Raw genomic sequence first — 26604 nt, 5'->3', positions numbered from 1 at the left:
CCCAATTGGCTCCCCCTGCGGCTCCCCGCAAGGTCGGAGGCGCTCAACGACGAACAAGATCATATGCGGCGGCGGAGGCCGCTGCAGCGTCAGTCGCCCTTGGTTCGTGTCGATGGAGTGGACTGCCGGATAAGGCCGCCTCTCACCTGGATGAACCCGGATGCGGGCGGTCGGATCCCAACAGTTAGACACCCTGCGGATTAAAAGTCCGAAATTGTCGTGTCGGAACAGGTTCGGCAGTGTCATTGCATGTCGAATCGCCCGCGTCCCGCCCGATTTCTCTGCCGTCCAATGTCACTGCATGCCGATTCGTTTCAGAACCGCCGAACCGACAACGAGCCGCCATGGGCTGTTGGTAATCGGTGGCTTGCTCGGCGGCGGCCTCGCCCGACCTGTACGGACGGAGTTTTCAGCAAAGTGCAGTAGGAACTTTCGATAGTCGAGCACATCGAGGTGTCGGTGGGCAATCGCGGAGCGGATCTGAAGACCCTTGGACCGGGGATGTACCCGCGTGCGGGAGTTGACCGGGTGGCAGTTGGCGTTAGCGTCATGTCCACTGCGGCTGCTAGGAATAATGTTGACCAGGCATGGGCTTGGAGGGCGCCCTGCTTGACTTGCCGGAGGCCCCCAGGCGCTAGGGGAACATGGCGTAGAGTTGAAAGGGTGGATTGTGATCGAAGCGAGTATCTTTCCGAGCGAAGACGAGCCTTTGGGGTGGGTAATAGTCATTGCCCTGGCTGCCCTTTCTCTTCTAGGGTTTATGCTGCATGCTTGCATAACGAAGAAGTGGCGCACTCATACCTTCTTGGATGCATTCTTCGATCGCCGAAGGGTCGGCATGGTAGAAGCTTATTTTGGCAGCCAAGGATCGAAGTTTGAGCGCTCGACCATCCTTGTGCAATTTTTGGTCGGCTCAGCTTTCGGCTTGTGGGCAATTGGTGCCCTATTGATCAAAGTCGCTGACCGGTTTGGTTACTTGCTCAATTGGCTAGGAGTTGCATTGTGGGTCGCTGGTGTGATCACATTTCTTGTGGCTCAAAAGCGTGCAAGGTTTGGGCAGCCCGAACGCGTCAAGCCAAAATGGCTACGTGAAGAAGAGATGAAAAGGGAGAGAGGGGCGACCGCGCCAGAATAACGTTAGTTGAGCTGGAGCCTGTGGTGTGGGGTGGAATCGCTCCAGCCGCTTCCACCCCACACCGCCTCCCGGGATCGCTGCGCTTGCCACAAGATGCGCGTTCAGTGCGCCTTGGCATTGCGAGGTGGCTCTGGATGCTCAGGGTGGTTGTGGTTGCTGAAAGTACGTCCGTGCGGGTGAGAGCCCTAGTGTGCGGCGGGTAGCGGTGTAGGGCTGGGAACTGTCGCGGACGGGGCCACGACAGTGCCCTCGCCTCGGGATGATGGGCGGTTGTGCTGTTGCGACTGGCTTACTTGACCGTGGCGAACGCGTTCGCGGTGCTGCGTCTGCTTGCGATGACCGATCGGGAGAAGGACGCCGAGATCTTGGTGCTGCGGCATCAGATCACGGTGCTGGAGCGCCGGCTGGGCGGGGCGAGGGTGCGGTTCGCCGGTCCGGATCGATTGCCGCTGGCGGCGCTGCTGCACCGGTTGCCTCGTGGTGTACTGCGCCGTATGCGGCTGCTCGTGCGGCTGGACACAGTGTGCTGCGCTGGCACCGGGAGCTGATCGCGGGTCGGCACGCAGCTTGCTCCAGACCTAATTAGTCGTTCGATGACCCGACGGCGCCCGGGAGCCTGGGCGCCGAGGCTATCCGATGGTGTTCTCGGTGCAGGAGAGCCAGGCCTGGTAGGTGGGGTTGTCGGTGGCGGCTTCGAGGTAGACGGTGCGGGCGGCGGCGGCCAGCTCGGCGGCGCGGTCGGCGAGGGGACCGCCGTCGCGCCAGGCGAGGAGGTGCCGCATGATCAGCGGAGATCCGGCCAGGGGGCGGACCGCGAGGTCTGGATCCTCCCTGAGCGTCGCCTGGCAGGGGACGACGGCGCCGCTCTTGCGGACCAGGGTGCGGATCATCTCGCGGTCGCTGGTCGTGTGCAGGACGCGGGGGGTGAAGCCCTCCTCCTGGCAGGTGGAGTAGAAGACCTCCGGCCAGCCGGAGCCGTCGGGCGGGGAGACCAGCCAGTCCGCGTCGGCGAGGTCGGCCAGGGCGACCTCCTTCGCGGCGGCCAGCGGGTGGGTTTCCGGCAGCGCGATGAAGATGGGTTCGGTGGTGATCACCATGGTGCTGACCGAGGGGACGGCGGGCAGCTCGTTCCCCGGGTAGTCGATGAGGGTGGCGAGGTCCAGGCGGCGCGAGGCCAGCAGGTCGAGCAGCAGGCGGGGGGAGTACTCGGTGTGCACGGTGACCCGCATGCCGGGGATCTCGAAGAGCTCGCGCAGCAGGCCGTTGAGGACGGTGTTGGCGTAGCCGCCGATGCGCACTTGGGCGGTGTCGGGCTCGGCGGCGGTGCCGAGCAGCAGCTCGTCCACGGTGACCAGGGCCGAGCGGGCGCGGCTCAGCACGAACAGGCCGAACGGGGTGGGGCTGACGCCCAGCCGGTCGCGCCGGAAGACCTGGCCGCCCAGGGCGGCCTCGATCCGCTGGAGCTGGGCGGTGAGGGCGGGCTGGGAGACGCCGACCACCGTGGCGGCCCGGCTCAGGCTCCCGGCGTCGGCGATCGCGCACAACGCGCGCAGATGGCGTAGCTCAAGCTGCACAGCGACCTACTTTCACCCCATAACGCTCCGAATATAGACGATCGGGATTGGCCGTGTGATCTGCCGACTCGGGATGATGGCCAGGTGATATATCGGCACTCCGGGCTCGTCTTCACCGAGCACACCCTCACCGTCCCGCTCGACCACGCCGACCCGGGCGGACGGCGGATCGAGCTGTTCGCCAGGGAGGTGACCGCGGCGGACCCGCCCGCGGCGGACCTGCCCTTCCTGCTGTACCTGGAGGGAGGCCCCGGGCACTCCGCCCCGCGCCACCTGCCGGCCTGGCTGCGGCGGGCGACCCGCGAGTACCGGGTGGTGCTGATGGACCAGCGCGGAACCGGCCGCAGCACCCCGGCCACCCGGCAGACCCTCGCCGGGCTGGACGACCCGGCCGGGCACCTCCGCCATTTCCGGGCCGACGCCATCGTCGCCGACGCCGAACTGCTGCGCGCCCACCTCGCCGGGGACCGGCCCTGGACGGTGCTCGGGCAGAGCTTCGGCGGCTTCTGCGCGGTCGCCTACCTGTCCCGGGCGCCCGAAGGGCTGCGCGAGGTGCTGATCACCGGCGGGCTGCCGCCGCTGGAGGCATCGGCCGAGGACGTCTACCGGGCCGCCTACCCCCGCGTCCTGGCGCACAACGAGCGCTACGCCGAGCGCTATCCAGATGACGCGCCGGCCGCCCGGCGGGTGGTGGACGCGCTGTGCGGGCGGGACGTCCGGCTGCCGGGCGGGGACCGGCTCACCCCGCGGCGCTTCCAGACGCTCGGCATCCACTTCGGCGCGGAGAGCCGGTTCGACGCGCTGCACCATCTGCTGGCGGAGGCGTTCGTCGACGGGCCCGGCGGCAGGGAGCTGTCGGACGCCTTCCTGCGCGGGGTGGACGCCGCCGTCTCCTTCGCCACGCAGCCGCTCTACGCGCTGATGCACGAGTCGGTCTACTGCCAGGGCCGGGCGTCCGGCTGGGCGGCCCACCGCGTCCGGGCCGAGTTCCCCGAGTTCGACTTGGACGGGGACGGGCCCGTCCGCTTCACCGGGGAGATGATCTATCCCTGGCTGTTCGACGAGGACCCGGCGCTGATCCCGCTGGCCGGCTGCGCGCGGGAGCTGGCGTCCCGGACGGACTGGCCCGCGCTGTACGACGCGGACCGGCTGGCCGGCAACACCGTGCCGGTGGCGGCCCTCATCTGCTACGACGACATGTACGTCGACCGTGAGATGTCGCTGGCGACCGCGGCCGCGATCCGGGGGCTGCGTCCCTGGATCACCAACGAGCACGCCCACGACGCTCTCGGCATCCGCGAGACCGTCTTCGAGCGGCTGCTCACACTGGTTCGGCGCTGAGGTCCGCCGCGGACTCCGCGGACGTCTCGGGATAGTGGCAGGCCACCGGATGCGGGCCGCCGGTGAGGACGGGCTCCTCGCTCGCGCACCGCTCGGTGGCCTTCCAGCAGCGGGTGCGGAACCGGCAGCCGGACGGCGGGTCCGCCGGGCTGGGCAGGTCCCCGGTGAGCCGGATCCGCTCCCGTCCGGCCGTCCCGGTGGGGTCGGGGGCCGCCGACAGCAGCGCCTTGGTGTACGGGTGGGCGGGGGCGGAGTAGAGCGTCTCCCGGTCCGCGACCTCCACGACCTTCCCCAGGTACATCACGGCGACGCGGTGGCAGAAGTACCGGACGACGGCCAGGTCGTGCGCGATGAACAGGAACGACACCCCGAGCTCGGCCTGCAGCCGCCGCAGCAGGTTGATCACCTGCGCCTGCACCGAGACGTCCAGCGCGGACACCGGCTCGTCGGCGATGATCAGCTTCGGCTCGGTGACCAGGGCGCGGGCGATGCCGATCCGCTGCCGCTGCCCGCCGGAGAACTCGTGCGGGAACCGGTTGTAGTGTTCGGGACCGAGCCCGACCAGCTCCAGCAGCTCCCGGACGCGGGCGCGGCGCCCGCCGGGCGGCTCGATCCCGTTGACCTCCATCGGCCCCTCGATGATGGCGCCGACGGTGTGCCGGGGGTTGAGTGAGGAGTACGGGTCCTGGAAGACCATCTGGATCTCGGGGCGGATCGCCCGGAACTCCCGCCGCCCCATCCGGGCCACGTCCTCGCCGCGGTAGACGACCCGGCCCGCGGTGGGCCGCTCCAGCCCCGCCACGATCTTGGCGGTGGTGGACTTCCCGCAGCCCGACTCGCCGACGAGGCCGAGGCTCTGCCCCGCGGGGACCTCGAACCCGATGCCGTCCACCGCCCGGACCGGGCTCGCGCGCCCGAAGAGGCGGGACCCGCCGGACGGGTAGTGCTTGGTGAGGCCCTCCACCTGCAGCAACGGGGTCATCGGTCCTTCTCCGTGGTGAAGCGCGGGTGGGGGATGTGGCAGGCCGAGCCGCGGCCTCCCTCGGTGAGCAGCGGCGGGAGGACGGTCCGGCACAGGTCGCCCTCGACCAGGCCGGTGTAGTGGCAGCGGGGCTCGAAGGGGCAGCCGGACGGGGGTCCGAGCAGGCTGGGCGGCACTCCCTCGACGGCGGTCAGCTCCGCGTGGACGTCGCCCGTGAGCCGCGGGGTGGACGCGAGGAGGCCGCGCGTGTAGGGGTGCCGGGGCTCGTCGAGCACGTCCCGTACCGGCCCGTTCTCCACGCAGCGCCCCGCGTACATCACCAGGATGTCCTGGGCGGCCTCGGCGACGACGCCGAGGTCGTGGGTGACGAGGATGATCGCGGTCCCGTACTCGTCCCGGATGGAGGCGAGCAGGTCGAGGATCTGGGCCTGCACGGTGACGTCCAGCGCGGTGGTCGGCTCGTCGGCGATGAGGAGGTCGGGCTCGCAGACCAGGGCCATCGCGATCATGGCGCGCTGCCGCATGCCGCCGGAGAACTCGTGCGGGTGGCTGCGGGCCCGCGCGGCGGCCTGCGGGATGCCCACCCGGTCCAGCGCCTCGACGGCCCGCTTCGCGGCCGCGCGGCGGCTCGCGCCCCGGTGCCGGCGGTAGCTCTCGGCGATCTGGGCGCCGACGTTGTGGTACGGGGACAGCGCCGTCAGTGGATCCTGGAAGATCATCGCGATCCGGTCGCCCCGGACGCGGGTCAGCTCCCGCTCGGAGGCCCCGGTCAGCTCCGTGCCGTCGAAGCGGATCGAGCCCGTCACCTCGGTGCGGCGCCGGTCGTGCAGGCCGAGCACCGCCAGGTTGGCCACCGACTTCCCGGACCCGGACTCCCCGACGATCGCGAGCGTGCGCCCGGTCTCCAGGTCGAACGACAGCCCGTTGACCGCGTGCACCGTCCCGTCGTCGACGGAGAAGCGCACCCGCAGGTCGCGGACGGACAGCAGCGGGTTCATGACGTCCTCACCCTGGGGTCGATCAGCGCGTAGCAGGCGTCCACGACGATGTTCGCGACGATCATCGCGGTGGCGGCCACCAGCGTCACGCCCATCAGCATCGGCAGGTCGGCGTTGGTCACCGAGTCGACGGCGAGCTTGCCGATCCCCGGCAGGTTGAACACGGTCTCGGTGATGACCGCGCCGCTCAGCAGCACCGCGGCGTCGATGCCGAAGAGCGTGATGACCGGTGCGGCGGTGCCGCGCGCCGCGTACTTGAAGAAGACGGTCCGCCCCGGCATGCCCTTGGCCCGCGCCGTGCGGACGAAGTCCTCGCCGAGCGTCTCGACCATGGTGGAACGGGTGAACCGGGTGTAGGTCGCGGTGAAGATGATCGACAGGATGATCCAGGGCAGCAGCAGCCCGCCGAACCAGGCGGCCAGGTCGTCCAGAGGACTCGTCCAGCCGGGGCGGGACATCAGCTGCGACTGGTCGACCAGCAGATAGAGCGCGATGACGCCCACGAAGTAGACCTGCATCGCCGACCCGGCGAGGGAGAACGAGGTGGCGCCCTTGTCCACCCAGGTGCCGCGGAAGCGCGCGGCCAGCAGGCCGGCGCCGCCGCCGACCACCAGGAAGATGACCGAGCTGCCGGCCGCCAGCGAGAGGGTGACCGGGAAGCGCTCGAACAGCACGTCCAGGACGGGGCGCTGGGTGATGTAGGAGTAGCCCAGGCAGGGCGCGGCGCAGTGCACGTCGCCGATGTCGCGCCCGGCCACCAGCCCGCTCAGGTACTGCCAGAGCTGGGTGAGCAGCGCCTCGTCGAGCCCGAGGTTGCGGCGGGCCGCCGCCAGCATCTCGGGAGTGCAGATCTTGCCGCAGAACAGCCGGGCGGGATCGCGCGGCAGGGCGTAGAAGAGCCCGAACGTGACGACGATGATCGTCACGAGGATCAGCACCCCGCTGCTGATCCGCCGGGCGAGGAAAGCGAACATGAACACTTCTTCGCGGTAGGGCCTGGCGGCCGGGAGGGGCGGCCGGAGCGGCCGGGACGCCGTCGGCCCGGCCGCTCCGGCGTGCGGTCAGCTCTTCAGGAAGAGGGTGGCCAGCGAGGTCTGGCCGAAGATGTCGATGGCCGCGCCGCCCACGCCGGAGCCGTGCAGCCGGTTGCTGCGCTCGTAGAGGTAGGGGACGACGGCGGCCTTCTCCATGATCTTCTTGTCCAGTGCCGCCCACTGCTTGTTCTGCTCGACCAGGTTCGGCATCTTGCCGATCCGGTCGATCTCGGCGTTGATCTCCGGGTCGTCCAGCCGCGCGTAGTTGTAGGTGCCGTCGGCGATGGTCCGCCCGTCGAAGATCGCCGGGATCACGCCGGAGCCGCCCGGCCAGTCGGCGGCCCAGCCGGCGAGGTACAGATCGAGGCCGTTGTCCTTCTTGTTGAGCTGGTCGTACCAGGTCTCCGCGCTGATGGGCTTGCGGACGACCTTGAAGTCGGCCTTCTCCAGCGCCTGGGTGATCACGACGGCCGAGCGCTCGTTGGTCTCGGTCTGCTGGTAGGCGAAGACGATGGTGGGCGTCTTGCCGTTCAGCAGCTTCTTGGCGGCCTCGGGGTCCCCGGTGGCCGGCACCTTGTACAGGTCGAAGGGGTCCTGGCCCTGCACGGTCGGGCTGAGGATGGTGGTGGCGAGGTCGCCGGCGAGCGGGCCGCCCGCGACCTGGCGCACCTGCTGCTTGGGGAACGCCGTGATGAGCGCCTTGCGGACGTTCAGGTCCGTCACCCGCGAGGTGTTGATCGCGTAGAAGTACGAGTAGGGGTTGAGCGCGGACAGCATCCGGGCCTTCAGGTCGGCCTGGCCCATGACCTGCTGGGCGAACTGGCTGGGGATGCCGGTGTTGAGGGTGACGGCGTTCTTGTCGTCCCCGTTGTCGCTGATGAGGCGCTGGGCGATCTGCGTCGCCTCGCTGCCGTAGGCGAACTCGTACCGTTCGGGGTAGGCGGTGCGGATCGGGTCGGTGGCCGGATCCCACTGCTCGTTGCGGACCAGCGTGAGCTTGGTGTCGTCGTGCTTCTCGATCTTGTAGGGGCCGGTAGCGGACGGCTTGTTGTCGTAGGACTTGCCGTCCCGCGACTTCTGCACCGGTGAGCTGTAGGGCATCGCGACGGCGAACGGGAAGTCCGCGTGCGCCTCCCTGAGGTGGAAGACGACCGTCCTGTCGTCGGGCGTCTCCACGACGTCGTCGGGCAGCGACTCGCCCTTGCCCGGGCCCTCGTACGCCTTGGCGTAGTCACTGCCCGACAGCCACTGCGGGATCCACTTGGGGCCGAGCACCTTGCCGGAGTCGTAGGTGCGTTCCACTCCGTACTTGACGTCCTCGGACGTCACCGGGGTGCCGTCGTCGAACTTCACGCCCTCCTTCAGGGTGAACTTCCAGGTCTTGCCGCCGTCGCTGGTGCTGCCGGGGTCGGTCGCCAGGTCGCCGACGAGCGTCCACTGGCCGTTGACCTTCCGGTAGGAGGTCAGCTGCCGGGTGAACAGCATGGACGTGGCCTGTGCGGTGGAGGTGTAGACCTCGGCCGGGTCCAGGTGGGGGATGGCCGACTGCTCCAGGACGAAGGCGGTGCCGCCCTGGCGGGCGCCCTCCGGTGCGGTGGCGGGGCCGGTCGAGGCGGCCCCGTCGCCGACCACGACGCTGAACTTCTCGGCCTTCTTCGTGTTCTCGCCGGACTTCCCGCCGGAGCCGCCGCAGGCGGCCGAGGCGACCAACGTCGCGGTGAGCGCGACGGCGAGCGAGGTTCGTTTCATCGGGTTCCTTCGCAGGGGGTGAGGGGGAGGTCAGCGGGCGGCCTTGGGGTCGAGTGCGTCCCGGGCGGAGTCGCCGAGGAGGTTGAAGGCGACGACGAAGACCAACATCGCGATGCTCGGGATGAGCATGTAGGCGATGTCGGCGGAGTAGACCTGGGCGCCGCGGTGGATCATGCGTCCCAGGTCCGGGGTGGGCTCGATGATCCCGACGCCCAGGAACGACAGCGCGGCCTCGATGGTCACGTAGGCGGGGACGTCGAGGGTGGCGATGACGAGGATCGGGGTCCACAGGTTGGGCAGCAGTTCGCGGCGGATGATCCGCCAGTGGCCGGCGCCGCCGACCTTGGCCGCGGCGACGAACTCGCGCTCCCGCAGGGACAGCACCTGGGCGCGCAGCAGCCGCGCGTTGCGGGTCCAGCCGAAGAAGGACAGGACGAGGATGATCGACCCGACCCGGACCGCGGTGGGCACCTCCTCGTCCCCGCTGATCAGCAGCGCGGTTAGCACCGGCATGAAGGTGATGAAGAACAGCGTGCCGGGGAAGGCGAGCAGCACGTCGATGACCCGTCCGGCCAGGAAGTCGGCGACCCCGCCGAAGTACCCGGCGGCGACGCCGATCAGCGTGCCGATCACGCTGATGATGAGGACGACGGCGAGGGCGATGAGCAGCGACGTGCGGATGCCGTAGAGCAGCTGGGTGAGCACATCGCGGCCGAGGCCGGGCTCCAGGCCCAGCCAGAACTCGCCGGACGCGCCGCCCATCGGGCCGACCGGGAACCCGTACGGGTCGAGGAGTTCGGGACGGTCCTGACCGTAGGTCTGGTAGGGGTCCTTGCCGTACAGCAGCGAGAAGAGCGGCGCGCACACGCCGGCGGCGAAGAATGCCAGGACGATGACTCCGGAGACGACGCCGGCGCGGTCGCGGCGGAACCGGAGCCAGGCCGACCGCCACGGAGACCGGGCGTGGTCGGCGCCGTCCGCGGCTCGGCGGATCCGGATCGTCGGCATCGGGTCTTCCTTCCCAGTGATGAATTCCGCGCATCGTCACACGTGCGGGAACAGGGCAAGTACTCCCAGTTGGTCATCACCACGGAGTTATGGCCGCCGGGGGAACGGCGGGCAGACGATCGAGGGGGGACCGCCCGCCCGCCACTTGGGGATGGTCAGTGCCCGGCGCGGGCGACCCGCCAGGTGACCGTCTCGGTGAGGTCACCGCTCTTGTAGGCCGCGTTGCGGACCCAGCGGGTCGGGTCGCTGACCACGACCTTGACCGTGCCGCCGTTGCCCTGGCCGATCACCTTGACGCTCGTCCGGCCGCGCCACGGCTTGTGCTCGCGCCCGTCGATGTACCACTTGACCGACAGGCCCTCGATGCCGACGGTGTCGACTGACAGCGTGCTCTTGCGCGCGACAGGCCTGGCATTCGGCGTGTGCGCGTCGATCAGCCCGGACGCGGCGTAGAAGGACTGGATCATCTTCTCCCGGCTGGGCAGGTTGAACTCGCGCCGCAGGTTGCGCATCATCGAGTTGTCGCTGGGCCGGTAGATGCCGTTCTCGGTGTAGTAGGCGCCCTCGAAGGTGCCGGTGATGCCGCCGTCGGGGGACGGCTCGCCCAGCCAGTACCACCACTTGGTCTTCTCGGCCCTCATCGTGGCGGCCGGCTTGATGGAGACGTTCGCCTCGACGGGCTCGCCCTCGTCCCACGTGCTGCCGTCGCCGGGGTTGGACCAGTAGGGGTACTCGTCGGCCAGGTCGCCGAGGGAGTGCCCCAGCTCGTGCGGCAGGATCTCGGGGCCGAGCTCGTTCCCGCCGCTGAAGGTGACCATCTCGTCGTCGGTGTAGCCGGCGCCGCCGTACATCTCGCTGTTGACGACCACGCCGATCTGGTCGGCCCCGGGGGCGAGCGCCGCGTACTGCTTGACGGTGTCCACGTCGGCGCACACCAGGCGCTCCAGCCCCTCGCACCAGAAGCCCGCGCCCAGCGGGGTGTTCTTGACGACGTCCGCGGACGGGTCGCCGCTGACGCCGGAGACGGGCGAGACGATCCCGACCTCCCAGACGTTGAACAGCTCGCGGTAGCTGCGGAACGGCTCGCGGGCGGCGAGCACCTCCCAGCTCCGCCGGATGTGCTCGGCCGCCAGATCCTGCTCGCCGGCGGTGTAGCCGTCGCCGAGGAAGACCAGGTCGATCCGGTTCTCGCTGGGCCCGTTGACCTCGATCGGGGTGACCGTGGCGGGCGCCAGGGCGCGGGTCTTGGGGGTGGGCTGGTCGGGGGAGGCCGCGGTACGGCCGATGGAGCCGTCGGGGGAGAAGACCTCGACGGGCACCTTTCCCGGTCCCGCGGCGGGCGAAGGATCGGCGCTGGCCGGCGGGGCGGCGAGGGCCGAGCCGGCGGCGAGGGCCGCGGCGGCGAGCGCGGTGCCCGTGAGCCTTGTTGAGCGGCGCACTTTTTCTTTCCTTCCTCGGAAAAGAACTTTGTGCACCTCAGCGTTGGTGACGCGGATAACGCAACGGTTAACAACGGCGTCCGACTTTTTTCGGCAACTCGCTGATCTCGATGTTTCCCCAGGTCACTGCCCATATAATGGGGGAGTTATTGGAAATTGGGATGCCCTCGAACGTCGCATTCGAGGGCATCACGCGGCAGTCCACCGGTGCCGGAGGCTGACACCCGGCTACGGGCTCAAGGGCGGATGGAGACGTTTATCGTCCGCCCGCGGCCGCGGGCGGAGCCGCCACCCCCGTGGTCGCCGCCGTTGGTGACGGTAGCGGCCCTGCTACGTGCAGACCTGGATCGGGGGCACCGACGGTGCCACCGCCCTGGCCCGCATGGACACCGACCACACCACGCGGTTCGGCCGCGATCTGGGGAAGATCCTCGCCGTACTGCAACGCATCAAAGGTCCCCTGTTCACCGAGGACTGCGCCGGGCACCCTCAGTTACCCGTCCTGACAGACCGTATGCACGACCAGGCTGCAGTGGCTGGTCACCGATGCGGCAGCGTCGAACTCGGCGGCGCTGCTGGCGAGGGCGGCGGCGCGGCGGCCGCGGCCGTGGTGTGGACGGCCGCCCGTGTCGAGCAGCGGGAAAGGACCAGGGAACGTCCTTCGGTGGCGGTGGGGACGGCCGAGCAGACCGCCGCAGTCCTGCACGCCATCTGTGGCTCGCGCTACGGGGGCTGCGGCGCGGCGAGGCGGCTCGGCTGTGGTGCCGTGCCGTACATGCTGTATCTCGCGCGAGGACGTGACCAGCACAGACCTGCCTGCCCGGTTCTCCCGGACAGTGACCGGGCCGGCCAGACAGCACGGAAACAGATCCTTTGGGGCGGCGCGAGGGGCAAGCCGACCGTCAGCGAGGACCTTCATTGCCATGATCGGAGAGTGGGCAGCGCAAGGTAACTCGTCGTAGGGTCTCCCCACCGATCGCGCCTCGCATGGACGAGCGGGAACTATTGCCGCAAAGCGGTCGAAACTGCCCGAGAGTGACGCTGGGTGGCGCGCTTCCCGCAGGAGTAGTGGCTGCTCAGCGGGTACGCCTCCAGCATGAGTACACCCGCGACCGGACGGGACGGGGCCGCGCCCGACCGCGGTTTCACAGGTGAACTGCGCGACGCGGTGACGCTGCGCCGCTTGATTCTGGTCGTGGGTGTGCTGGTCCTGCAACTGGCGTTCATCCTGTCCTACAACGGCGCGTTCCACTCGCCGACCCCGCACCGCATCCCGGTCGCGGTCGTCGCGCCCGCGCAGGCGGCGGGCACCGTCGCCGCGCAGCTGAACGCGCTGGAGGGCGGGCCGTTCCAGGCCCCCACGACCCCGAGCGAGCAGCGCGCCCGGCGGCTGATCCTGGACCGGACGGTCGACGCGGCGATCATCGTCAACGCCGGCGGCACCGACACGCTGCTGGTGGCGTCCGCGAGCGGCCCCGCCGTCTTCAGCACGACCCAGCAGATCGCGGCCGGGATCGAATAGTCCCACGTTGGGCGTGGCGTTGTCGACCAGCGCCTTGGTGACCTGGGTGGGGCTGGCGGACGGGTTGGACGACAGGTACAGCGCGGCGGCGCCCGTGACGTGCGGAGTGGCCATCGAGGTGCCGGTCATGTTCGCCGTTCCACCGGTCCTGGAGGTGGAGGTGACGTTCACGGCCGGGCCGAGGATGTCCACGCACCTGCCGTAGTTGCTTCCCGAGTACCTGTCGTCGTATCTGTCGGTGCCACCGACCGTGATGGCCGATGGGGCACTGGCCGGACTGTGCCGGCAAGCATCGTCGGCCTCGTTGCCGGCCGCGACAGACATGGTGATGCCGGCCGCCACGGCCCGCTCCACCGCGTCATTGGCTGCGGTGTTGGTGGAGCCGCCGATGCTGATGTTGGCGACGGCGGGCTTGGCCGCGTTCTCGCCACTGATCCCGCACCCCCTCGCCGGCTCCGATCGGAGCCACGCGAATGACCGGCCCGCCACCGAAGGATCTCGGTGGCGGGCCACCCACGTCACCGGCTCCGTGGTTCGGCGCGGGCCAGATTCTGGTCCAGCATGGTATGCCGAAGAGGAAGACCAGGTGGTGGCGGGGGGAACGCCGGATGTCCAGGGTCCTTGCTGGAATCGGCAATGTGCGGCCGGTCCCAGCAAGGACCCACAGCGAGCGGTCACTGCGCCGATTGATCAGAGCTGTGAACGTGTTCCGCCGTTGGCGGACGTCGTTGGGGTATTACGTCGGGCAGTAGTCGGGTCAGGGACACGGGCGGCAGTAGGCGGCGGCATCATTCGCCACGTCATCGCTACCGACAGTTTCCGGGTCCGCCGAGGGCGAAGGAGGTCCTGGAGACGGACCCGGAGTTGTACAGGGAAGGGTCGGTGGAGGAGACGCTGAACCCGGGCTGGGCGCTTGCGCCGGTCAGGCGGTAGTTTCTGATCGACGCGGCTCCGGACTGAGAGCCCCAGGTGCCATTGCCCATGCCGATGCAGGCCGAGCCGCTTCGGGAGGCGACCTCGCCGAACGCCTGGACACGGTTGTACCGGGTGAAGCCGTTATTCCACAGCGAGCCGGGGAAGTAGCCGATGTTCGTTCCGTTGAACGACACCCACCAGTCGCCAGCGGAGTTCTGGATGCCGACGGTGATCGACTGGCCGGCTTGGAGCGCCATACCGGCGCGGCTGCTGCTTCCGGAAGACCGCCAGCCGCATCCGTTGTAGCAGCTGGTCTGGCCGTTCACCCAGTGGTAGACGAACAGGTGCGGTCTGGAGTCACCGAAGGTGGCCGGGTCGACCATCCAGCCGACCTCGACGTTGTTGCTGTTGGAACCCTGGATGGCGAGTTCCATGAGCGAGTGCTCGCTCGGACCGCCCGACAGCCGAGGCTGGCCGACGGTCATCGTCACCTGAGCGCCGGTGCCGCTGACGCTCTGCGAGCCACTGACGTAGTTGAAGCAGGCGCCGTAGTAGCAGATCGCCGCGGCGGCCGGGCTCGCCATGAAGGCTGCGGACGCGGCGGTCATGAGTGCGACGAGCAGCCCCACCAGGGGAACTCTCCGCGAGGGCACCTTGATGCTGGTACTGACCTTCTTCGTTTACTCTCCCTTACGAATCCCCGATGTGGCGACATAAAGGGCAGTGAGTTGTGAGGTTTGTCCTCCGCTCTGTAACGGGGCGGGTGGCGGGTTTAGTGTGATCCAGCACGCTGTGCCCGGTGTAATCCCAAGTGGCCATAAGTCCCGAATAATGGTTCCGGGTCGTAATCGGCTCCGGAGATCTTCGAGAGGATCTCGACCCGGTAGACGTTGAAGTGGCTGCGGTAGGACTTGTGCGATCCGCTGCTCCACAGCACGTTCAGGTGCCTATCGACGTTGCGCCGGAACGTCACCACGTCGGCCGCGGTGCAGCCGTCGCCGAGGATCACCACGTTGAACCGCTCGGCGGGATCCCCGGTGATCTAGACGGGTGCCACCGTGGCCGAGTCCGTGGCCGGATCTCGTCGGTGTGCGCGGGGCCCGTCAGAAGGCCGCCAGGACGAAGGCCGGGGCGAATACGGATGCGGTGCGTTCTAGCACGGATGACCTCCTGGGCAGATCGTTCAAGTGATCGAGCCCCGGCGTCCGATCCCGGATGGGGATAACCCGTGCCTCATGCGACGGTCAGCTGCCTCGGAGGTGATGGTCAGCCGTAGTCGACCGAGGCGATGATCAGTCGGCGGTCGGAGATCATGACCGGAGTTCGGCGGGGGCGCCGAGATCGACGACGATGGCGTTGCCGCGTACGGCAGTCCATCGATGGGCACGTGGACCATGCATGATCCCCCAGCCGCCGGCCGAAGTGAGATTCACCTTGGCTCTGACCGCCGCCGGCTCGTGGTGGTGCTCCCTGGCTCCTTCACCGAGCCCGTCGCCTGAGCCGGAGCGGCCACCAGTGCGGCATCCTGGAACGCACTGTCGGCACTGTGCTCGTCTGCCATCGATCCTCGCCACGGCCAGAACGGGTCAGCGGGTGCGGGGTCACGAAAGTCGGGGGCTATTGGGTCATCGGGGTGGAGTTGGTAGTGCCGCGGCCGACGCGTCGCGGGGGAGCGTGCCGGCTGCGGGGCTGGTGGTATCCGGCCGTTCAGTTGAGCGGGAAGGGACGGAGGGGCCACGTTGGAGTCCCGGCAATCCGCGCGTACCGCCAGCCAGGTAGACGCGGGTCCTCAGGCATTGGCCGGCGAGGTGGCGCTGCAGACTCGGGTGCGCCGTGCGGAGTATCTGGAACTCCAGGTCCACCGGTGCTCGTTCATCGATCCGCGCCAGTCGGCGTGCGGTCTCGATGAGGCGATGATCATGGGTGGCCACCATGGGGTGGCTCTGGGTTTCCAACAGCGCTTTCAGGCACTGCACGTAGGAGGCGTCGACCTCGCGCCAGTCGTGGTAGGCGACCGAGACTGGTTCCTTATAGGCGCCCTTGCACAGGCGGACACGTGATCCGGTGTAGGCCAGTTCGCCGCAGTCGGCCCGTGTGCGCCGCAGGCGCGCTTGCAGAACTGCTCCCGCCCATGGATAGTCCATACGCAGGTCTTGAACGATCGATATCGTCCTGTCGGTAGTGCTGTGGTCCTCCATCTCGACAGTGACGGTCGCGCCGACGTCCGCAGCGGTCCGGCAGATCAGCCTGAGATTGTCCAGTGCGATCATTTCGCCGTCGAAAGCCTGGTCCCCGCCCATCTCCGATGCTCTGATGGAGACGTCGACGGCTTTGGCCAGCCCGGGCTCAGCCAGGCGGCGCAGGAGGCTGCGATACGCCTCGGCGTTGCAGGCGGCGTGGGAACGGTCGGCGACCGGTTCTCCCGAGCGGTTCAGGGTAACCAGGCGGTCAGGGAAGAGGGCACGAACCGTCGAAAGAGCCTGCTCGTCGGTCATCGGGTGAAGCGGAACGGCCCATTCGTTAACGCGGTGGCGGCATGAGGCAGATACGGCAAATTCGCTTGAACTGAACATCGAGGGTCCTTGCAAGGGCGGTGTCGACGGTGACCCGTAGGGATTCCGCAAGTGCCATCTACGGGAGGAACCCTCGCGTCACCATGACCGCCCCCGCCAATCCCAACCCCACATCAGGCCGGGGTTATGGCGGCTGCTTCCGGGTGGGGCGGGGCTATGAGACCAGGAATGCCGTCGATCGGCGCTTGGTGGGCCTCGGATGCCAGTTCGGCGAGTTCGGCTGCACGGTCGGCGAGCGGTGTGCGTGCCGAAAACTACGTCCGTGCAGGTGAGGGACGTAGTGCCTGGCAGGAAGTGGTGCCGGGCTTGGACAGTTCCGGGATGGGTTACGACGCGGCTGTGCCGCGGGATGATGGGTGGTTGTGCTGTTGCGCTTTGCCTACTTGACTGTGGCGAACACCTTCGCCGCCCTTCGCATGCTTCCGATGACCGATCAGGAGAAGGACGGGCCTTCCCCCTGAAGTGTGGACACCCTGAGCCCTGGATCATGGGTTCTAGGGGAAGGATGTGTCCTTGATGGCGCTGAAGCATTATCCGGAGGAGTTCAAGGCCGACGCGGTGGCGTTGTTCCTGGCCGATCCGTCCAACACCTACAAGCGGATCGCTGCCGACCTGGGGATCAGCCGGGGGACGCTGCGCAACTGGGTGCTGGAGGCCCGGCGGCGTGGGACGGCGCCGGCCCGGCCGGCCCCCGCGCAGCTGCCGCCGGCACAGCGCGCCCTGTCGTCTGCTGACGTGCATGAACAGGAGAACCAGCAGCTCAAGGCACGGATCCGTGAGCTGGAGACCGAACGCGACATCCTGCGGAAGGCCGCGAAATATTTCGCCGGGGAGACGCGCTGGTGAACCGCTTCCAGTTCGTCGACGACCACCGTCACACCTACGGGGTGAAGCGGTTGTGCCGGGTGCTGCAGATCGCACGTTCCAGCTTCTACCGGTGGCGCAAGGCCGCCGCCGCCCGGCTGGCCCGGCGGCGTGCCGATGAGGACCTGGCCGGGCGGATCCGCAGGATCCACGCCGAGCTGGACGGCACCTACGGGTCCCCGCGGATCACCGCCGAGCTACGCGACCAGGGGCTGCGGGTCAACCATAAGCGGATCGGGCGGGTGATGCGCGCGTTCGGGATTGCCGGGCTACGGCTGCGCCGCAAGATCCGCACCACGGTGCCCGACCCCGACGCCTCCCCGGTGCCCGACCTGATCAAGCGGGACTTCACCGCCCCGGCCCCCGGCCGGCGCTACGTCGGCGACATCACCTACCTGCCGGTCGCCGACGGGTCGTTCCTCTACCTGGCCACCGTGCTGGATCTGGGCTCGCGGCGGCTGGCGGGCTGGTCGATCGCCGACCACATGCGCACCGAGCTGGTGGTCGACGCGCTGCAAGCGGCCGCGGCCACCCGCGGTGGACGGCTGGAGGAGGCGATCTTCCACAGCGACAACGGCGCACAGGGCGGATTCAACTGGTCGTCGCAACACCTGGATCGAGGAGGGGTGTTGTGGCGCAGGGAAGGGCGCGTGCGGCGATCGAGGCGGGTCGTCGGCCGCTGCGGTCGCCGGGTCGGCCGCCGGTCAACCGGCGCGAGGAGATGCGGCGGTTCTGGCGGAAGATCGCTGAAGGGCTGTCCAGCGAGGACGCGGCCATCGCGTGTGGCGTGTCGCAGCCACTGGGGCCCCGCTGGTTCCGTGAGGGTGGCGGGATGCCGCCGATCAGTCTCGAGCCGTCGTCGGGCCGCTATCTGTCGTTCGTCGAGCGCGAGGAGATCGCGGTGCTGCGGGCCCAGGAGTGCGGGGTACGTGAGATCGCCCGCCGATTGGGCCGGCATCCGTCGACGATCTCGCGGGAATTGCGCCGCAACGCCGCCACGCGCGGCGGTCGGTTGGACTACCGGGCCTCGGTGGCCCAGTGGCACGCCGACCGGGCCGCCCGCCGCCCCAAGGTGAGCAAACTGGCCGCCCACGACCGGCTGCGCGAGTATGTGCAGGACCGGCTCGCGGGCGTGATCTCACATCCCGATGGCACCAAGGTTCCCGGGCCGCAAGTCCGCTGGATCGGGCGGCGGCACGGGCGCCGCAAGGATCGACGCTGGGGGCCCGCTCATGGAGCCCGGAGCAGATCGCCCACCGGCTCAAGGTCGACTTTCCCGAGGACGAGACGATGCGGATCTCACATGAGGCCATCTACCAGGCCCTCTACTTCCAGGGGCGTGGGACGCTCAAGCGTGAGCTGACGGCGTGCCTGCGGACCGGCCGGGCGCTGCGGGTGCCCCGCGCCCGGACTCGGGGCCGCGGCAAGAAGTTCGTCACCGACGAGGTGATGATCAGCCGTCGGCCCGCCGAGGCCGATGACCGGGCCGTGCCCGGACACTGGGAAGGTGATCTGATCATCGGGCTCGACAGCTCGGCGATCGGCACCCTGGTCGAGCGGACCACCCGCTACACCATGCTGCTACATCTGCCGCCCATGGACGGCCATGGTGCCCAGGCGCGGGTGAACAACGGCCCGCCGCTGGCCGGGCACGGAGCCGAGGCGGTGCGCGATGCCATCGCCGCCACGCTCACCACCTGGCCCGAGCAGTTGCGCCGGTCGCTGACCTGGGATCAAGGGGCGGAGATGGCCCAGCACGCCCAGTTGCGCATCGACACCGGACTGGAGATCTACTTCGCCGACCCGCACAGCCCCTGGCAACGCGGCAGCAACGAAAACACCAATGGCCTGCTGCGCCAGTACTTCCCCAAGGGAACCAACCTGAGCAGACACGGCCTAGACGAACTCGATGCCGTCGCCGCCGCTCTCAACAGCCGCCCCCGCAAAACCCTGGGATGGAAGACCCCGGCCGAAGCCTTCAGCGAGCATCTATGCTCTCCGACAGGAAGTGTTGCGACGACTCCTTGAACCTAAGCAGTACTGCAGTACGGAGTTCGAACGGGCGTGCCGCCGGCTGAGGGTCACCCGGTCCCGCGGCGCGGTCGGGACCAGCGCCGACAACGCCGCCGCCGAAGCGTTCAACGCCACCCTCAAACGCGAAACCCTCCAAGGAGCCGCTCACTGGCCCGACGCACGCACCGCCCGCCAGGCCGTGTTCGCCTGGATCAACCGCTACAACACCCGCCGCCGCCACTCGGCCCTCGGCCAGCTCTCACCGATCAACTACGAGAAGACCACAGGTAGCCTGACCGCTGCCGCATGAACCGGTGTCCACATTTCGAGGGGAAGCCCCCACGCCGAAATCCTGGTGTTGCGGCATCAGGTCGCCGTGTTGGAGCGCCAGCTGGCCGGGACGCGGGTGCGGTTCACTGCTCCGGACCGAGCACTGCTTGCGGCGCTGCTGAACCGGCTGCCTCGCGGTGTACTGCGCCGGATGCGGCTCCTGGTGCGGCCGGACACGGTGCTGCGTTGGCACCGTGATCTGATTGCCGGTCGGCACGCCGCCCGATCCAAACCCAAGCGGCTGGGTCGTCCACCGACCGTCCGCTCCGTCCGGCTGCTGGTATTGCGCCTGGTGCGGGAGAACCCGGGCTGGGGCTATCGACGGGTGCACGGCGAACTGCTGGTGCTCGGTATCAAGGTCGCGGCCTCCACCGTCTGGGAGATCCTCAACGACGCCGGCGTCGATCCGGCACCCGAGCGTTCCGCCACACCCTGGGCCGACTTCCTGCGCTCCCCAGGCCGAGGCACTGCTGGCCTGTGACTTCCTGGAGACTGTCACGCTCACGGGCGCGCGGATGTACGTGCTGGCGGTCATCGAGCACCACACCCGCCGCATCCGTGTCCTGGGCGCGACTGCTCACCCGACCGCGGCGTGGGTGACCCAAGCGACGCGGAACCTGGTCATGGACCTGGAGGATGCCGGCTGCCGGGCACGGTTCCTGATCCGTGACCGCGACGCCAAATTCCCTGACCTCTTCGACACCGTTCTGACCGATGCCGGCATCCAGACGGTGCTGACCGGGGTGCGGATGCCCAGGATGAACGCGGTGATGGAGCGATGGGTCCAGACCTGCCGCCGTGAACTGCTCGACCGCACGTTGATCTGGAACCAGCGGCATCTGCTCCACGCCCTCCACGAGTTCGAGACCTTCTACAACGAGCATCGGCCCCATCAGGGCATCACCAACGCCCGCCCGTTAAGGCCGTTGCCTCCACCAATCGTCGATTCCGACGAGATCGCCCACCTGAACATTCGAAGAAGACAACGGCTGGGCGGAATCCTCAACGAGTACGAACATGCCGCTTGACCTGCGCGGACGAGGTTTTCGGCAGGGACACGGCTGCGCCAGTCGCAATACCCCGATCGTGACACGTGCAGCCAGGCGCACATGTCGATGATGGCGTGGCTGGCCTTCTCCGCGTCGATGAACTCGTACTTGGCTGTCACCGGTGATCCTTGGCGAAGAAGGCCGCGGCTTTTTTCAAGAACTCGTTCTCTTCGCGGAGCTTGCGGTTCTCTCGCTCCAGCTGGAGTTTCCGCTCGCTCTTCCGTTCGCCTCCGCCAGTGCCGGCGGCGGCCGCGTCACCGTGCCTTCTGCGGTAGGCCTTCACCCAGTTGCCCAGGGTGGTGTCGTGGATCCCGACCTCACGCGCAACGTGGGCGATGGGGCGCGGGCCGTCCAAGACCATGCGGACGATCTCGTCCTTGTGCTCCTGGGTGAAACGCCGCCTCTGCCGTGCCAACGACCTTCCTTTCCGCTTCTCCCCAACACTAGTTGGGGAGCTGTCCGGAAGATCCGGGGCACCTCATGGGGAGGCGTGGCGCAGGCGGTGGAGGCTTCGGAGGTTGATTTGACCAGGGTTTCGGTGCCCGATCTGGAAGCGCCGACAGGGGTGGTACGGGACGAGTCACCCCGCTGGCAACTCGGCGAGTTGACCATCGGGCAGGTGCCCGCGCCTGGATGGAAGTCCTAGGAGCCGCGGAGCACGGTCTCGAGATCGATCCCGCGCTCAATGCCGCCGCCCGCGGTGACGCTGTGATCAGCCCGCCCGGTGCCGCCGTGGCGACGATCGTGGTGCCGGCACGTGAGGACCTGGAGATCGCTGCGGGAACCCGCTCGGTCCTGAGCCGGAGCGGACGCGCGCCTGAGACACAGGTCCCGGGGCCGGCCCGTGCGGCCCCGGGGAAGCGGGCCGGCCAACGACACAGCGGTGAAAATGATCGAAACGCAATTAGAGACGGGCGGCGACGTGGTTGACGAGGTCGGCGAGGCGGCAGGTGTAGCCCCACTCGTTGTCGTACCAGCCGAACACCTTCACCAGGTCGCCGCTGGACTGGGTGAGCGGGGCGTCGAAGACGCAGGAGGCCGGGTCGCCGATCACGTCGCGGGACACGATCGGGTGTGTGTTGTACCGGATGATTCCGGCGAGGGGGCCGTCGGCGGCCCGTTCGAAGGCCTTGTTGATCTCGTCGGCGGTCGCCGGGCGGTCGAGCAGGCAGGCGAGATCGACCAGGGATCCGTCCTCGACGGGCACGCGCAGGGCCATGCCGTCGAACCGTCCGGCCAGTTCGGGGATCACCGCGCCCACGGAGCGGGCGGCGCCCGTGCTGGTGGGGATCATGTTCACGGCAGCGGAACGCGCGCGGTGCAGGTCCTTGTGCGGTGAGTCGAGAAGGTTCTGGTCGTTGGTGTAGCCGTGGACGGTGGTCATGTAGCCCTTGGCCACCCCGAACGTGTCGTGCAGCACTTTGGCCATGGGGGCGACGCAGTTGGTCGTGCAGGAGGCGTTGGAGACGACGGTGTGCCGGTCGGGGTCGTAGACGTGCTCGTTGACGCCCATCACGAGCGTGGCGTCGACGTCCTTGCCGGGGGCGGAGAGGATGACCTTGCGGGCGCCGGACTTCAGGTGCGCGGCGGCGTCCTCGCGCCGGCGGAACTTGCCGGTGGACTCGATCACGATCTCGGCGCCGGCCGCGCCCCAGTCGAGGTCGGCGGGATCGCGGTGGGCGGTGACCGGGATGCGGCGGCCATCGACGATCAGTGCTGCATCGTCGTGCTCCACTGTCCGGCCGAGCCTGCCGTAGGTGGAGTCGTACATCAGCAGGTGCGAGAGTGTGGCGGTGTCGGTGACATCGTTGATCGCGGCGACCTCCTGGCCGCGCTCCAGCGCCAGGCGCAGGTAGTTGCGCCCGATGCGCCCGAATCCATTGATTCCTACCGGGGTGGTCATCTCGTCTCCCATGGGTTGCGGGTGTCGGCTCAAGGACTCTCGCCGGCCGACATGGTCTGCGACCTCTCCAGGCTCGGTGGAACCAAGTGGACGGCGCCAGGGACCTTCGTCGCGGCGGGCGTCCGCGGTGTTGCGCTGGGAAAAGGGACCTTCGGCCCTAGAAGAGCGGAGCGCTACGGATGCCCCTAAGGCGCGCTGCGATGGTGAGCGATGACCATCGTGCAGGGCGCATGGTGGACCAGGTACTGGCTGACCGAGCCCAGCACCAGACCGCGGACTCCACCGGCGCCGCGCGATCCGACGACCAGCATCCTCGCGTCCTGGGCGGCCTCCAGCAGCACGTCGCGGGGTTTGCCGGGACTCGTTTCCACCCGGCACCGGACCGACGGATACCTGGCACCGAGCCGGTCGATTTCCAGGTCGAGTCCGGGTTCGGCCGGGTCGTTACAGCCGGCGCCCGGTAGGAGGGCGCGCAGGACGATGAGCGGGGCGTTGTGCAGTTCGGCTTCCAAGTAGGCGATCTTGAGCGCCTGCCGTGCCAGATCGGAACCGTCGAACCCGGCCATGATGGGTGTCTCCGGGCGGTGCGCGAGTGGAGGACGTGCGATCACGACCGGGCACGGGGCGTGCGCGGCGACACCGGCGCTCACCGAGCCCAGCACGTGGCCGATGGCGCCGTGCCCGCGTGAGCCGACGACGAGCAGATCCGCCTGTGAGCTCGCGTGCCTCAATTCGGTCACCGGGAACCCTCGGAGGAGCAAGGGGTGCACAGGGACTCCGTGTTCCCAGCGGCGGGCCATGGCGACGGCCTCACCGAGGATGCGGCTCTCCCCGGTGCGAAACAGGTTGGCGGTCAGGTCGTCGATGCCCGCGTCCCACGGCGGACTCCAAACGTCGCAGACGGTGACGGTGCAGTGCCGCAGCCGTGCCTCGGCGAGCGCCCATCCCAGCGCGAAGCGTGCGTCGTCGGAGTCGTCATAGCCGACGAGCAGGCCGGGCTCTCTCCACGGCCTGGTGTCCTGGTCAGGTCTCATCGTGCGTCCGCCGTTTCTGCTCACTGGGTCGGATGCCCTTCCAGACCTCACTGTCTCCGCTACCAGTCTCTTGCTCTACCCCCGTTGGTCCGACTGGGCCGGGGAGCAACGTCCCCGAGAGGCAAGGATGACCTAGGTCCTCGAAGGGAAGGGACCTATCTCCCTACAGTTCAGCGGCCATTGCGACGACGGTCGCAGTAAATGGTGCCCGGTCGTCACCGCATGGCCTGGGTGCTAGACCCGTGGAGGCCGATATGAACGGTCGTGAGAGTCCGGTCCGGGTGGACGGTCGGCTGGATGAGCCGCTGTCGCGGTGGCTGTGGCTGTTGAAGTGGCTGCTGCTGATTCCGCACTACATCGTGCTGTTCTTCCTCGGGATCGCTTTCGCGGTGCTGACCGTGGTCGCCTTCTTCGCGATCCTGTTCACGGGCGACTATCCCCGGTCGATCTTCGAGTTCAACCTCGGGGTGCTGCGCTGGGTGTGGCGGGTGGCCTTCTACGGGTACGGCGCGCTGGCGACCGACCAGTACCCGCCTTTCACGTTGAAGGACGTCCCCGACTATCCGGCTCGCCTGGACATCGATTACCCGGAGCGGTTGTCGCGGGGGCTGGTGCTGGTGAAGTGGTGGCTGCTGGCGATCCCGCACTACTTGGTGATCGCCCTGTTCACCGGCGGAGGCATCGGCATCGGCTCAGATGATGGGAGCCGGAACGTGCCCGGCCTGGTCGGGGTGCTGGTCCTCATCGCGGCCGTCGCGCTGCTGTTCACCACGCGTTACCTGCGCGGTGTCTTCGGCTTCGTCATGGGCATGAACCGCTGGACGCTGCGGGTGGCCGCCTATGCCTTTCTGATGACCGACCGGTACCCGCCGTTCCGGCTCGACATGGGCGGAGCAGAGCCGGTGATGCACACCGACATGGCAGGGGAGGGACGTTAGCGCCATGTCCCGGGACGTTGGCCCCTGCCGGTGCCGGGCCGGCGAGTTCGACTCTGAAGACCTCAGCCGAATCGATGGAGGAGGCGCATCATGCGAGCGCTGGTGTACCACGGCCCTGGAAACAAGGCGTGGGAGGAAGTGCCCAAGCCGCAGATCGTCGAGGACGGCGATGCGATCGTGCGCGTCGACGCGGTGACCATCTGCGGGACGGACCTGCACATTCTCAAGGGCGACGTCCCGGCGGTGACCGACGGCCGGATCCTGGGGCATGAGGCGGTCGGGACGGTCGAGGCGGTCGGTGCGGGCGTGCGGACGGTCAAGCCCGGCGACCAGGTGCTGGTGTCGTGCATCACCGCGTGCGGGACGTGCCGGTTCTGCCGCGAGGGCCGCTACGGACTGTGCATGGGCGGTGGCGGTTGGATCCTCGGGCACAAGATCGACGGGACGCAGGCCGAGTACGTGCGGGTGCCGTTCGCCGACACCTCCGTGCACCCGCTTCCGGACGGGGTGCCCGCCCAGGACGTGCTGATGCTGGCCGACATCCTGCCGACCGGATACGAGGTCGGGGTCCTCAACGGGGCCGTCCGTCCGGGCGATGTCGTCGCGGTCGTGGGTGCCGGGCCGATCGGGCTGTCGGCGATCATGGGGGCGCGGCTGTTCAGCCCCAGCCGGGTCATCGCGATCGACCTCGCCGACAGCCGCCTGGAGGCGGCCAAGCGGTTCGGCGCCGACGTCACCGTCAACAACTCGCGCCAGGATCCGCTCGCGGCCGTCCGGGACCTCACCGGCGGGTTGGGCGCGGACGTGGCCATCGAGGCCGTCGGGGTGCCCGCGACCTTCGAGGCGGCGGTGGCGCTGGCCCGGCCAGGCGGCCGCATCGCCAACATCGGCGTGCACGGCGGCCCGGCCACCCTGCACCTGGAAGAGCAGTGGATCCGCGGCATCACGATCACCACGGGGCTGGTCGACACCTACTCCACGCCCACACTGCTGCGGCTGGTCGCCGGCGGTCAGCTCGACGCCGGACGGTTCATCACCCACCACTTCCCGATGGAGGAGTTCATCAAGGCCTACGACGTCTTCGGCGACGCCGCCGACACCGGCGCGCTCAAGGTCGTCCTGACCCGCTGACCCGACGATGGAACCTGCGGCCATCCCCGTGGTGGCCGCAGTTCCCCGCCTCCGCCCCTGGACGAGGGCGTTTGCTGGGCTGAGAGCGGGCCAAGTGAGGCTGTCGCCGGGCACCGAGATGCAGATGCGGATTGATGACCGTTGTCGCCCGGGGCGGGACCTTCGGCCGCAGAAGAAGCTGAGAGCTTCGCCCTAGCATCGAGAATGAACGTGAACGATGAATGAGGAAGGAAGACGGATGCCGGCTCCGATCGTCGTGGGAATCGACGGCTCCGCGCATGCGTGGCGCGCACTGGACTGGGCGGCCGACCGTGCCCACCGTCATCATCTCCCGCTGCTCCTGGTGCATGCCTCGCGTGCCCTCCTGGACGAGGGGACGATCCCGCCGGACGCGCTGCGCCGCCTCGTCGCCGAACGCGAGGATCTGCTAGCCGAGGCCCGCCAGTACGCGCTGAAACTCCACTCGGGGCTCGATGCCGAGACGCGGCTGGTGTCGGCCGATCCCGGCCGGGCCTTGGTGGAGGAGAGCGAGCACGCCGACCTGGTGACCGTCGGGTCGCGCGGGCAGGGCGGCTTCGAGGGTCTGCTGTTCGGCTCGGTCGGCCTGTACACCGCCGCGCACGCCCGCTGCCCGGTGCTGGTGGTGTCGCGGTCGGCGCCGTACCCGTCCGACGCGCCGGCGGACATCGTGATCGGGATCGAGGGGCTGGACGACGAACGCTTCTCCATTGAGTGGGCGTTCAAGGAGGCCGCGCTCCGCAATGCAAGGGTTCTGGCTCTGCATGCGGTGGGCGGGGAGTTCTCCCCGCGCCGCCGGGTGATCGAGGACATGGAGCTGGCGGAGTGCCTGGCCGGCTACCGGGAGCGGTACCCCGATGTCGCGGTCGACTGGCTGGTCTCCGACCGGACACCCGCCCAGGCGCTGGTGGAGGCGTCGGAGAGCGCGGGACTGGTGGTGGTCGGTGCTCGCCGTCGGCGCGGCCCCCTGGCGGGGATGGTGCTGGGCCGGGTCAATCACACGGTGCTGCACCACGCACGATGCCCTGTCGTCGTCGTGCCCGACTGCGGCTGA

General features: G+C 68.7%; 23 protein-coding genes and 4 pseudogenes. 13 read left to right on the top strand and 14 right to left on the bottom strand.

Annotated features, from left to right (window positions below; genetic code table 11):
* Nucleotides 1–670: 670 nt before the first annotated feature.
* The gene (locus ABZ806_RS26070; RefSeq protein WP_500220002.1) at nt 671–1135 is read left to right on the top strand and encodes a hypothetical protein; all 465 of its coding nucleotides are present in this window, start codon (nt 671–673) and stop codon (nt 1133–1135) included.
* 272 nt (nt 1136–1407) lie between these two features.
* The gene (locus ABZ806_RS26065; RefSeq protein ID WP_500220001.1) at nt 1408–1683 is read left to right on the top strand and encodes a hypothetical protein; all 276 of its coding nucleotides are present in this window, start codon (nt 1408–1410) and stop codon (nt 1681–1683) included.
* Nucleotides 1684–1764: 81 nt separating this feature from the next.
* On the opposite strand, the gene ABZ806_RS26060 is transcribed toward ABZ806_RS26065, so the two are convergent.
* A complete protein-coding gene (locus ABZ806_RS26060) occupies nt 1765–2709 on the bottom strand; it encodes a LysR family transcriptional regulator (RefSeq protein ID WP_500220000.1) in 945 nt (314 codons plus the stop codon).
* An 84-nt stretch (nt 2710–2793) separates the two neighbouring features.
* On the opposite strand from ABZ806_RS26060, the gene ABZ806_RS26055 reads away from it, so the two are divergent.
* Complete coding sequence (locus ABZ806_RS26055) at nt 2794–4050, top strand: alpha/beta fold hydrolase (protein WP_500219999.1); 1257 nt, start codon at nt 2794–2796, stop codon at nt 4048–4050.
* Here ABZ806_RS26055 and ABZ806_RS26050 read toward each other — a convergent pair.
* The 6 genes from ABZ806_RS26050 to ABZ806_RS26025 all read right to left on the bottom strand — a co-directional run bounded on the left by ABZ806_RS26050 (nt 4031) and on the right by ABZ806_RS26025 (nt 11260).
* Nucleotides 4031–5032, bottom strand: a complete 1002-nt coding sequence (locus ABZ806_RS26050; RefSeq protein ID WP_500219998.1) for an ABC transporter ATP-binding protein — start codon at nt 5030–5032, stop codon at nt 4031–4033. The two genes, ABZ806_RS26055 and ABZ806_RS26050, sit on opposite strands and share 20 nt — an antisense overlap.
* The gene (locus tag ABZ806_RS26045) at nt 5029–6030 is read right to left on the bottom strand and encodes an ABC transporter ATP-binding protein (RefSeq protein WP_500219997.1); all 1002 of its coding nucleotides are present in this window, start codon (nt 6028–6030) and stop codon (nt 5029–5031) included. The genes ABZ806_RS26050 and ABZ806_RS26045 overlap by 4 nt, the downstream gene beginning before the upstream one ends.
* Complete coding sequence (locus ABZ806_RS26040) at nt 6027–7004, bottom strand: ABC transporter permease (RefSeq protein WP_500219996.1); 978 nt, start codon at nt 7002–7004, stop codon at nt 6027–6029. Before ABZ806_RS26040 ends, ABZ806_RS26045 begins: the two co-directional genes overlap by 4 nt.
* An 87-nt stretch (nt 7005–7091) precedes the next feature.
* Entirely contained in the window at nt 7092–8813 is a 1722-nt protein-coding gene (locus ABZ806_RS26035) for an ABC transporter substrate-binding protein (protein ID WP_500219995.1), read from the bottom strand.
* Nucleotides 8814–8843: 30 nt separating this feature from the next.
* Nucleotides 8844–9821 (bottom strand): ABC transporter permease, encoded by a 978-nt coding sequence (locus tag ABZ806_RS26030; protein ID WP_500219994.1) that lies wholly within the window; start codon nt 9819–9821, stop codon nt 8844–8846.
* A gap of 155 nt (nt 9822–9976) precedes the next feature.
* Entirely contained in the window at nt 9977–11260 is a 1284-nt protein-coding gene (locus tag ABZ806_RS26025) for a M64 family metallopeptidase (protein ID WP_500219993.1), read from the bottom strand.
* Nucleotides 11261–11642: 382 nt separating this feature from the next.
* On the opposite strand from ABZ806_RS26025, the gene ABZ806_RS26020 reads away from it, so the two are divergent.
* Complete coding sequence (locus ABZ806_RS26020; protein ID WP_500220028.1) at nt 11643–12212, top strand: hypothetical protein; 570 nt, start codon at nt 11643–11645, stop codon at nt 12210–12212.
* Nucleotides 12213–12356: 144 nt separating this feature from the next.
* Entirely contained in the window at nt 12357–12782 is a 426-nt protein-coding gene (locus ABZ806_RS26015; protein ID WP_500220027.1) for a hypothetical protein, read from the top strand.
* 66 nt (nt 12783–12848) lie between these two features.
* On the opposite strand, the pseudogene ABZ806_RS26010 reads toward ABZ806_RS26015, so the two are convergent.
* The 4 genes and pseudogenes from ABZ806_RS26010 to ABZ806_RS25995 all read right to left on the bottom strand — a co-directional run.
* Nucleotides 12849–13271: pseudogene (locus ABZ806_RS26010) on the bottom strand (S8 family serine peptidase); the annotation flags it as partial.
* Nucleotides 13272–13588: 317 nt separating this feature from the next.
* The gene (locus tag ABZ806_RS26005) at nt 13589–14326 is read right to left on the bottom strand and encodes a neprosin family prolyl endopeptidase (protein WP_500219992.1); all 738 of its coding nucleotides are present in this window, start codon (nt 14324–14326) and stop codon (nt 13589–13591) included.
* A 143-nt stretch (nt 14327–14469) separates the two neighbouring features.
* A complete protein-coding gene (locus ABZ806_RS26000) occupies nt 14470–14739 on the bottom strand; it encodes a M64 family metallopeptidase (RefSeq protein ID WP_500220025.1) in 270 nt (89 codons plus the stop codon).
* 583 nt (nt 14740–15322) lie between these two features.
* Nucleotides 15323–16192 carry a proline dehydrogenase family protein gene (locus ABZ806_RS25995; RefSeq protein WP_500219991.1) on the bottom strand — a complete coding sequence of 290 codons (870 nt, stop codon included), beginning with the start codon at nt 16190–16192 and terminating at the stop codon, nt 15323–15325.
* 594 nt (nt 16193–16786) lie between these two features.
* Between ABZ806_RS25995 and ABZ806_RS25990 the strand changes: the two are divergent.
* The 5 genes and pseudogenes from ABZ806_RS25990 to ABZ806_RS25970 all read left to right on the top strand — a co-directional run.
* Nucleotides 16787–17715, top strand: a pseudogene (locus ABZ806_RS25990) (IS3 family transposase); the annotation flags it as partial.
* A gap of 140 nt (nt 17716–17855) precedes the next feature.
* Nucleotides 17856–19162, top strand: a pseudogene (locus tag ABZ806_RS25985) (IS30 family transposase).
* Nucleotides 19163–19169: 7 nt separating this feature from the next.
* A pseudogene (locus tag ABZ806_RS25980) lies at nt 19170–19457 on the top strand (integrase core domain-containing protein); the annotation flags it as partial.
* Nucleotides 19458–19526: 69 nt separating this feature from the next.
* On the top strand, nt 19527–19958 hold the full coding sequence (locus tag ABZ806_RS25975; RefSeq protein ID WP_500219990.1) for a hypothetical protein: 432 nt from the start codon (nt 19527–19529) through the stop codon (nt 19956–19958).
* 34 nt (nt 19959–19992) lie between these two features.
* Nucleotides 19993–20505 carry an integrase core domain-containing protein gene (locus ABZ806_RS25970; RefSeq protein ID WP_500219989.1) on the top strand — a complete coding sequence of 171 codons (513 nt, stop codon included), beginning with the start codon at nt 19993–19995 and terminating at the stop codon, nt 20503–20505.
* Nucleotides 20506–20641: 136 nt separating this feature from the next.
* Here ABZ806_RS25970 and ABZ806_RS25965 read toward each other — a convergent pair whose 3' ends face one another.
* The 3 genes from ABZ806_RS25965 to ABZ806_RS25955 all read right to left on the bottom strand — a co-directional run bounded on the left by ABZ806_RS25965 (nt 20642) and on the right by ABZ806_RS25955 (nt 23463).
* A complete protein-coding gene (locus tag ABZ806_RS25965; RefSeq protein WP_500219988.1) occupies nt 20642–20941 on the bottom strand; it encodes a transposase in 300 nt (99 codons plus the stop codon).
* Nucleotides 20942–21430: 489 nt separating this feature from the next.
* Nucleotides 21431–22429: a type I glyceraldehyde-3-phosphate dehydrogenase gene (gene gap, locus ABZ806_RS25960; RefSeq protein ID WP_500219987.1), complete on the bottom strand. Its 999-nt coding sequence runs from the start codon at nt 22427–22429 to the stop codon at nt 21431–21433.
* A gap of 185 nt (nt 22430–22614) precedes the next feature.
* On the bottom strand, nt 22615–23463 hold the full coding sequence (locus ABZ806_RS25955; RefSeq protein ID WP_500219986.1) for a universal stress protein: 849 nt from the start codon (nt 23461–23463) through the stop codon (nt 22615–22617).
* Nucleotides 23464–23717: 254 nt separating this feature from the next.
* Here ABZ806_RS25955 and ABZ806_RS25950 point away from each other — a divergent pair, with 254 nt between their 5' ends.
* From ABZ806_RS25950 to ABZ806_RS25940, 3 genes are all read left to right on the top strand, one after another.
* Nucleotides 23718–24401 carry a DUF4389 domain-containing protein gene (locus tag ABZ806_RS25950; RefSeq protein WP_500219985.1) on the top strand — a complete coding sequence of 228 codons (684 nt, stop codon included), beginning with the start codon at nt 23718–23720 and terminating at the stop codon, nt 24399–24401.
* A 90-nt stretch (nt 24402–24491) separates the two neighbouring features.
* Nucleotides 24492–25532 carry a zinc-dependent alcohol dehydrogenase family protein gene (locus tag ABZ806_RS25945; protein ID WP_500219984.1) on the top strand — a complete coding sequence of 347 codons (1041 nt, stop codon included), beginning with the start codon at nt 24492–24494 and terminating at the stop codon, nt 25530–25532.
* A gap of 238 nt (nt 25533–25770) precedes the next feature.
* The gene (locus tag ABZ806_RS25940) at nt 25771–26604 is read left to right on the top strand and encodes a universal stress protein (RefSeq protein ID WP_500219983.1); all 834 of its coding nucleotides are present in this window, start codon (nt 25771–25773) and stop codon (nt 26602–26604) included.

The organism is Spirillospora sp. NPDC047418 (genome assembly GCF_040643275.1).
Classification (GTDB): domain Bacteria; phylum Actinomycetota; class Actinomycetes; order Streptosporangiales; family Streptosporangiaceae; genus Spirillospora.
Note: the sequence above shows the minus strand (reverse complement) of the source record. Positions and strands in the feature narration are given on the sequence as shown.

What these genes read in the sequence shown, in the direction of transcription:
- ABZ806_RS26050 (WP_500219998.1), bottom strand. Translation starts at nt 5,032, where the DNA reads ATGACCCCGTTGCTGCAGGTGGAGGGCCTCACCAAGCACTACCCGTCC.
- ABZ806_RS26045 (WP_500219997.1), bottom strand. Translation starts at nt 6,030, where the DNA reads ATGAACCCGCTGCTGTCCGTCCGCGACCTGCGGGTGCGCTTCTCCGTC.
- ABZ806_RS26040 (WP_500219996.1), bottom strand. Translation starts at nt 7,004, where the DNA reads ATGTTCGCTTTCCTCGCCCGGCGGATCAGCAGCGGGGTGCTGATCCTC.
- ABZ806_RS26035 (WP_500219995.1), bottom strand. Translation starts at nt 8,813, where the DNA reads ATGAAACGAACCTCGCTCGCCGTCGCGCTCACCGCGACGTTGGTCGCC.
- ABZ806_RS26030 (WP_500219994.1), bottom strand. Translation starts at nt 9,821, where the DNA reads ATGCCGACGATCCGGATCCGCCGAGCCGCGGACGGCGCCGACCACGCC.
- ABZ806_RS26020 (WP_500220028.1), top strand. Translation starts at nt 11,643, where the DNA reads ATGGACACCGACCACACCACGCGGTTCGGCCGCGATCTGGGGAAGATC.
- ABZ806_RS26015 (WP_500220027.1), top strand. Translation starts at nt 12,357, where the DNA reads ATGAGTACACCCGCGACCGGACGGGACGGGGCCGCGCCCGACCGCGGT.
- ABZ806_RS25995 (WP_500219991.1), bottom strand. Translation starts at nt 16,192, where the DNA reads ATGACCGACGAGCAGGCTCTTTCGACGGTTCGTGCCCTCTTCCCTGAC.
- ABZ806_RS25970 (WP_500219989.1), top strand. Translation starts at nt 19,993, where the DNA reads ATGTACGTGCTGGCGGTCATCGAGCACCACACCCGCCGCATCCGTGTC.
- gap (WP_500219987.1), bottom strand. Translation starts at nt 22,429, where the DNA reads ATGACCACCCCGGTAGGAATCAATGGATTCGGGCGCATCGGGCGCAAC.
- ABZ806_RS25955 (WP_500219986.1), bottom strand. Translation starts at nt 23,463, where the DNA reads ATGAGACCTGACCAGGACACCAGGCCGTGGAGAGAGCCCGGCCTGCTC.
- ABZ806_RS25950 (WP_500219985.1), top strand. Translation starts at nt 23,718, where the DNA reads ATGAACGGTCGTGAGAGTCCGGTCCGGGTGGACGGTCGGCTGGATGAG.
- ABZ806_RS25945 (WP_500219984.1), top strand. Translation starts at nt 24,492, where the DNA reads ATGCGAGCGCTGGTGTACCACGGCCCTGGAAACAAGGCGTGGGAGGAA.
- ABZ806_RS25940 (WP_500219983.1), top strand. Translation starts at nt 25,771, where the DNA reads ATGCCGGCTCCGATCGTCGTGGGAATCGACGGCTCCGCGCATGCGTGG.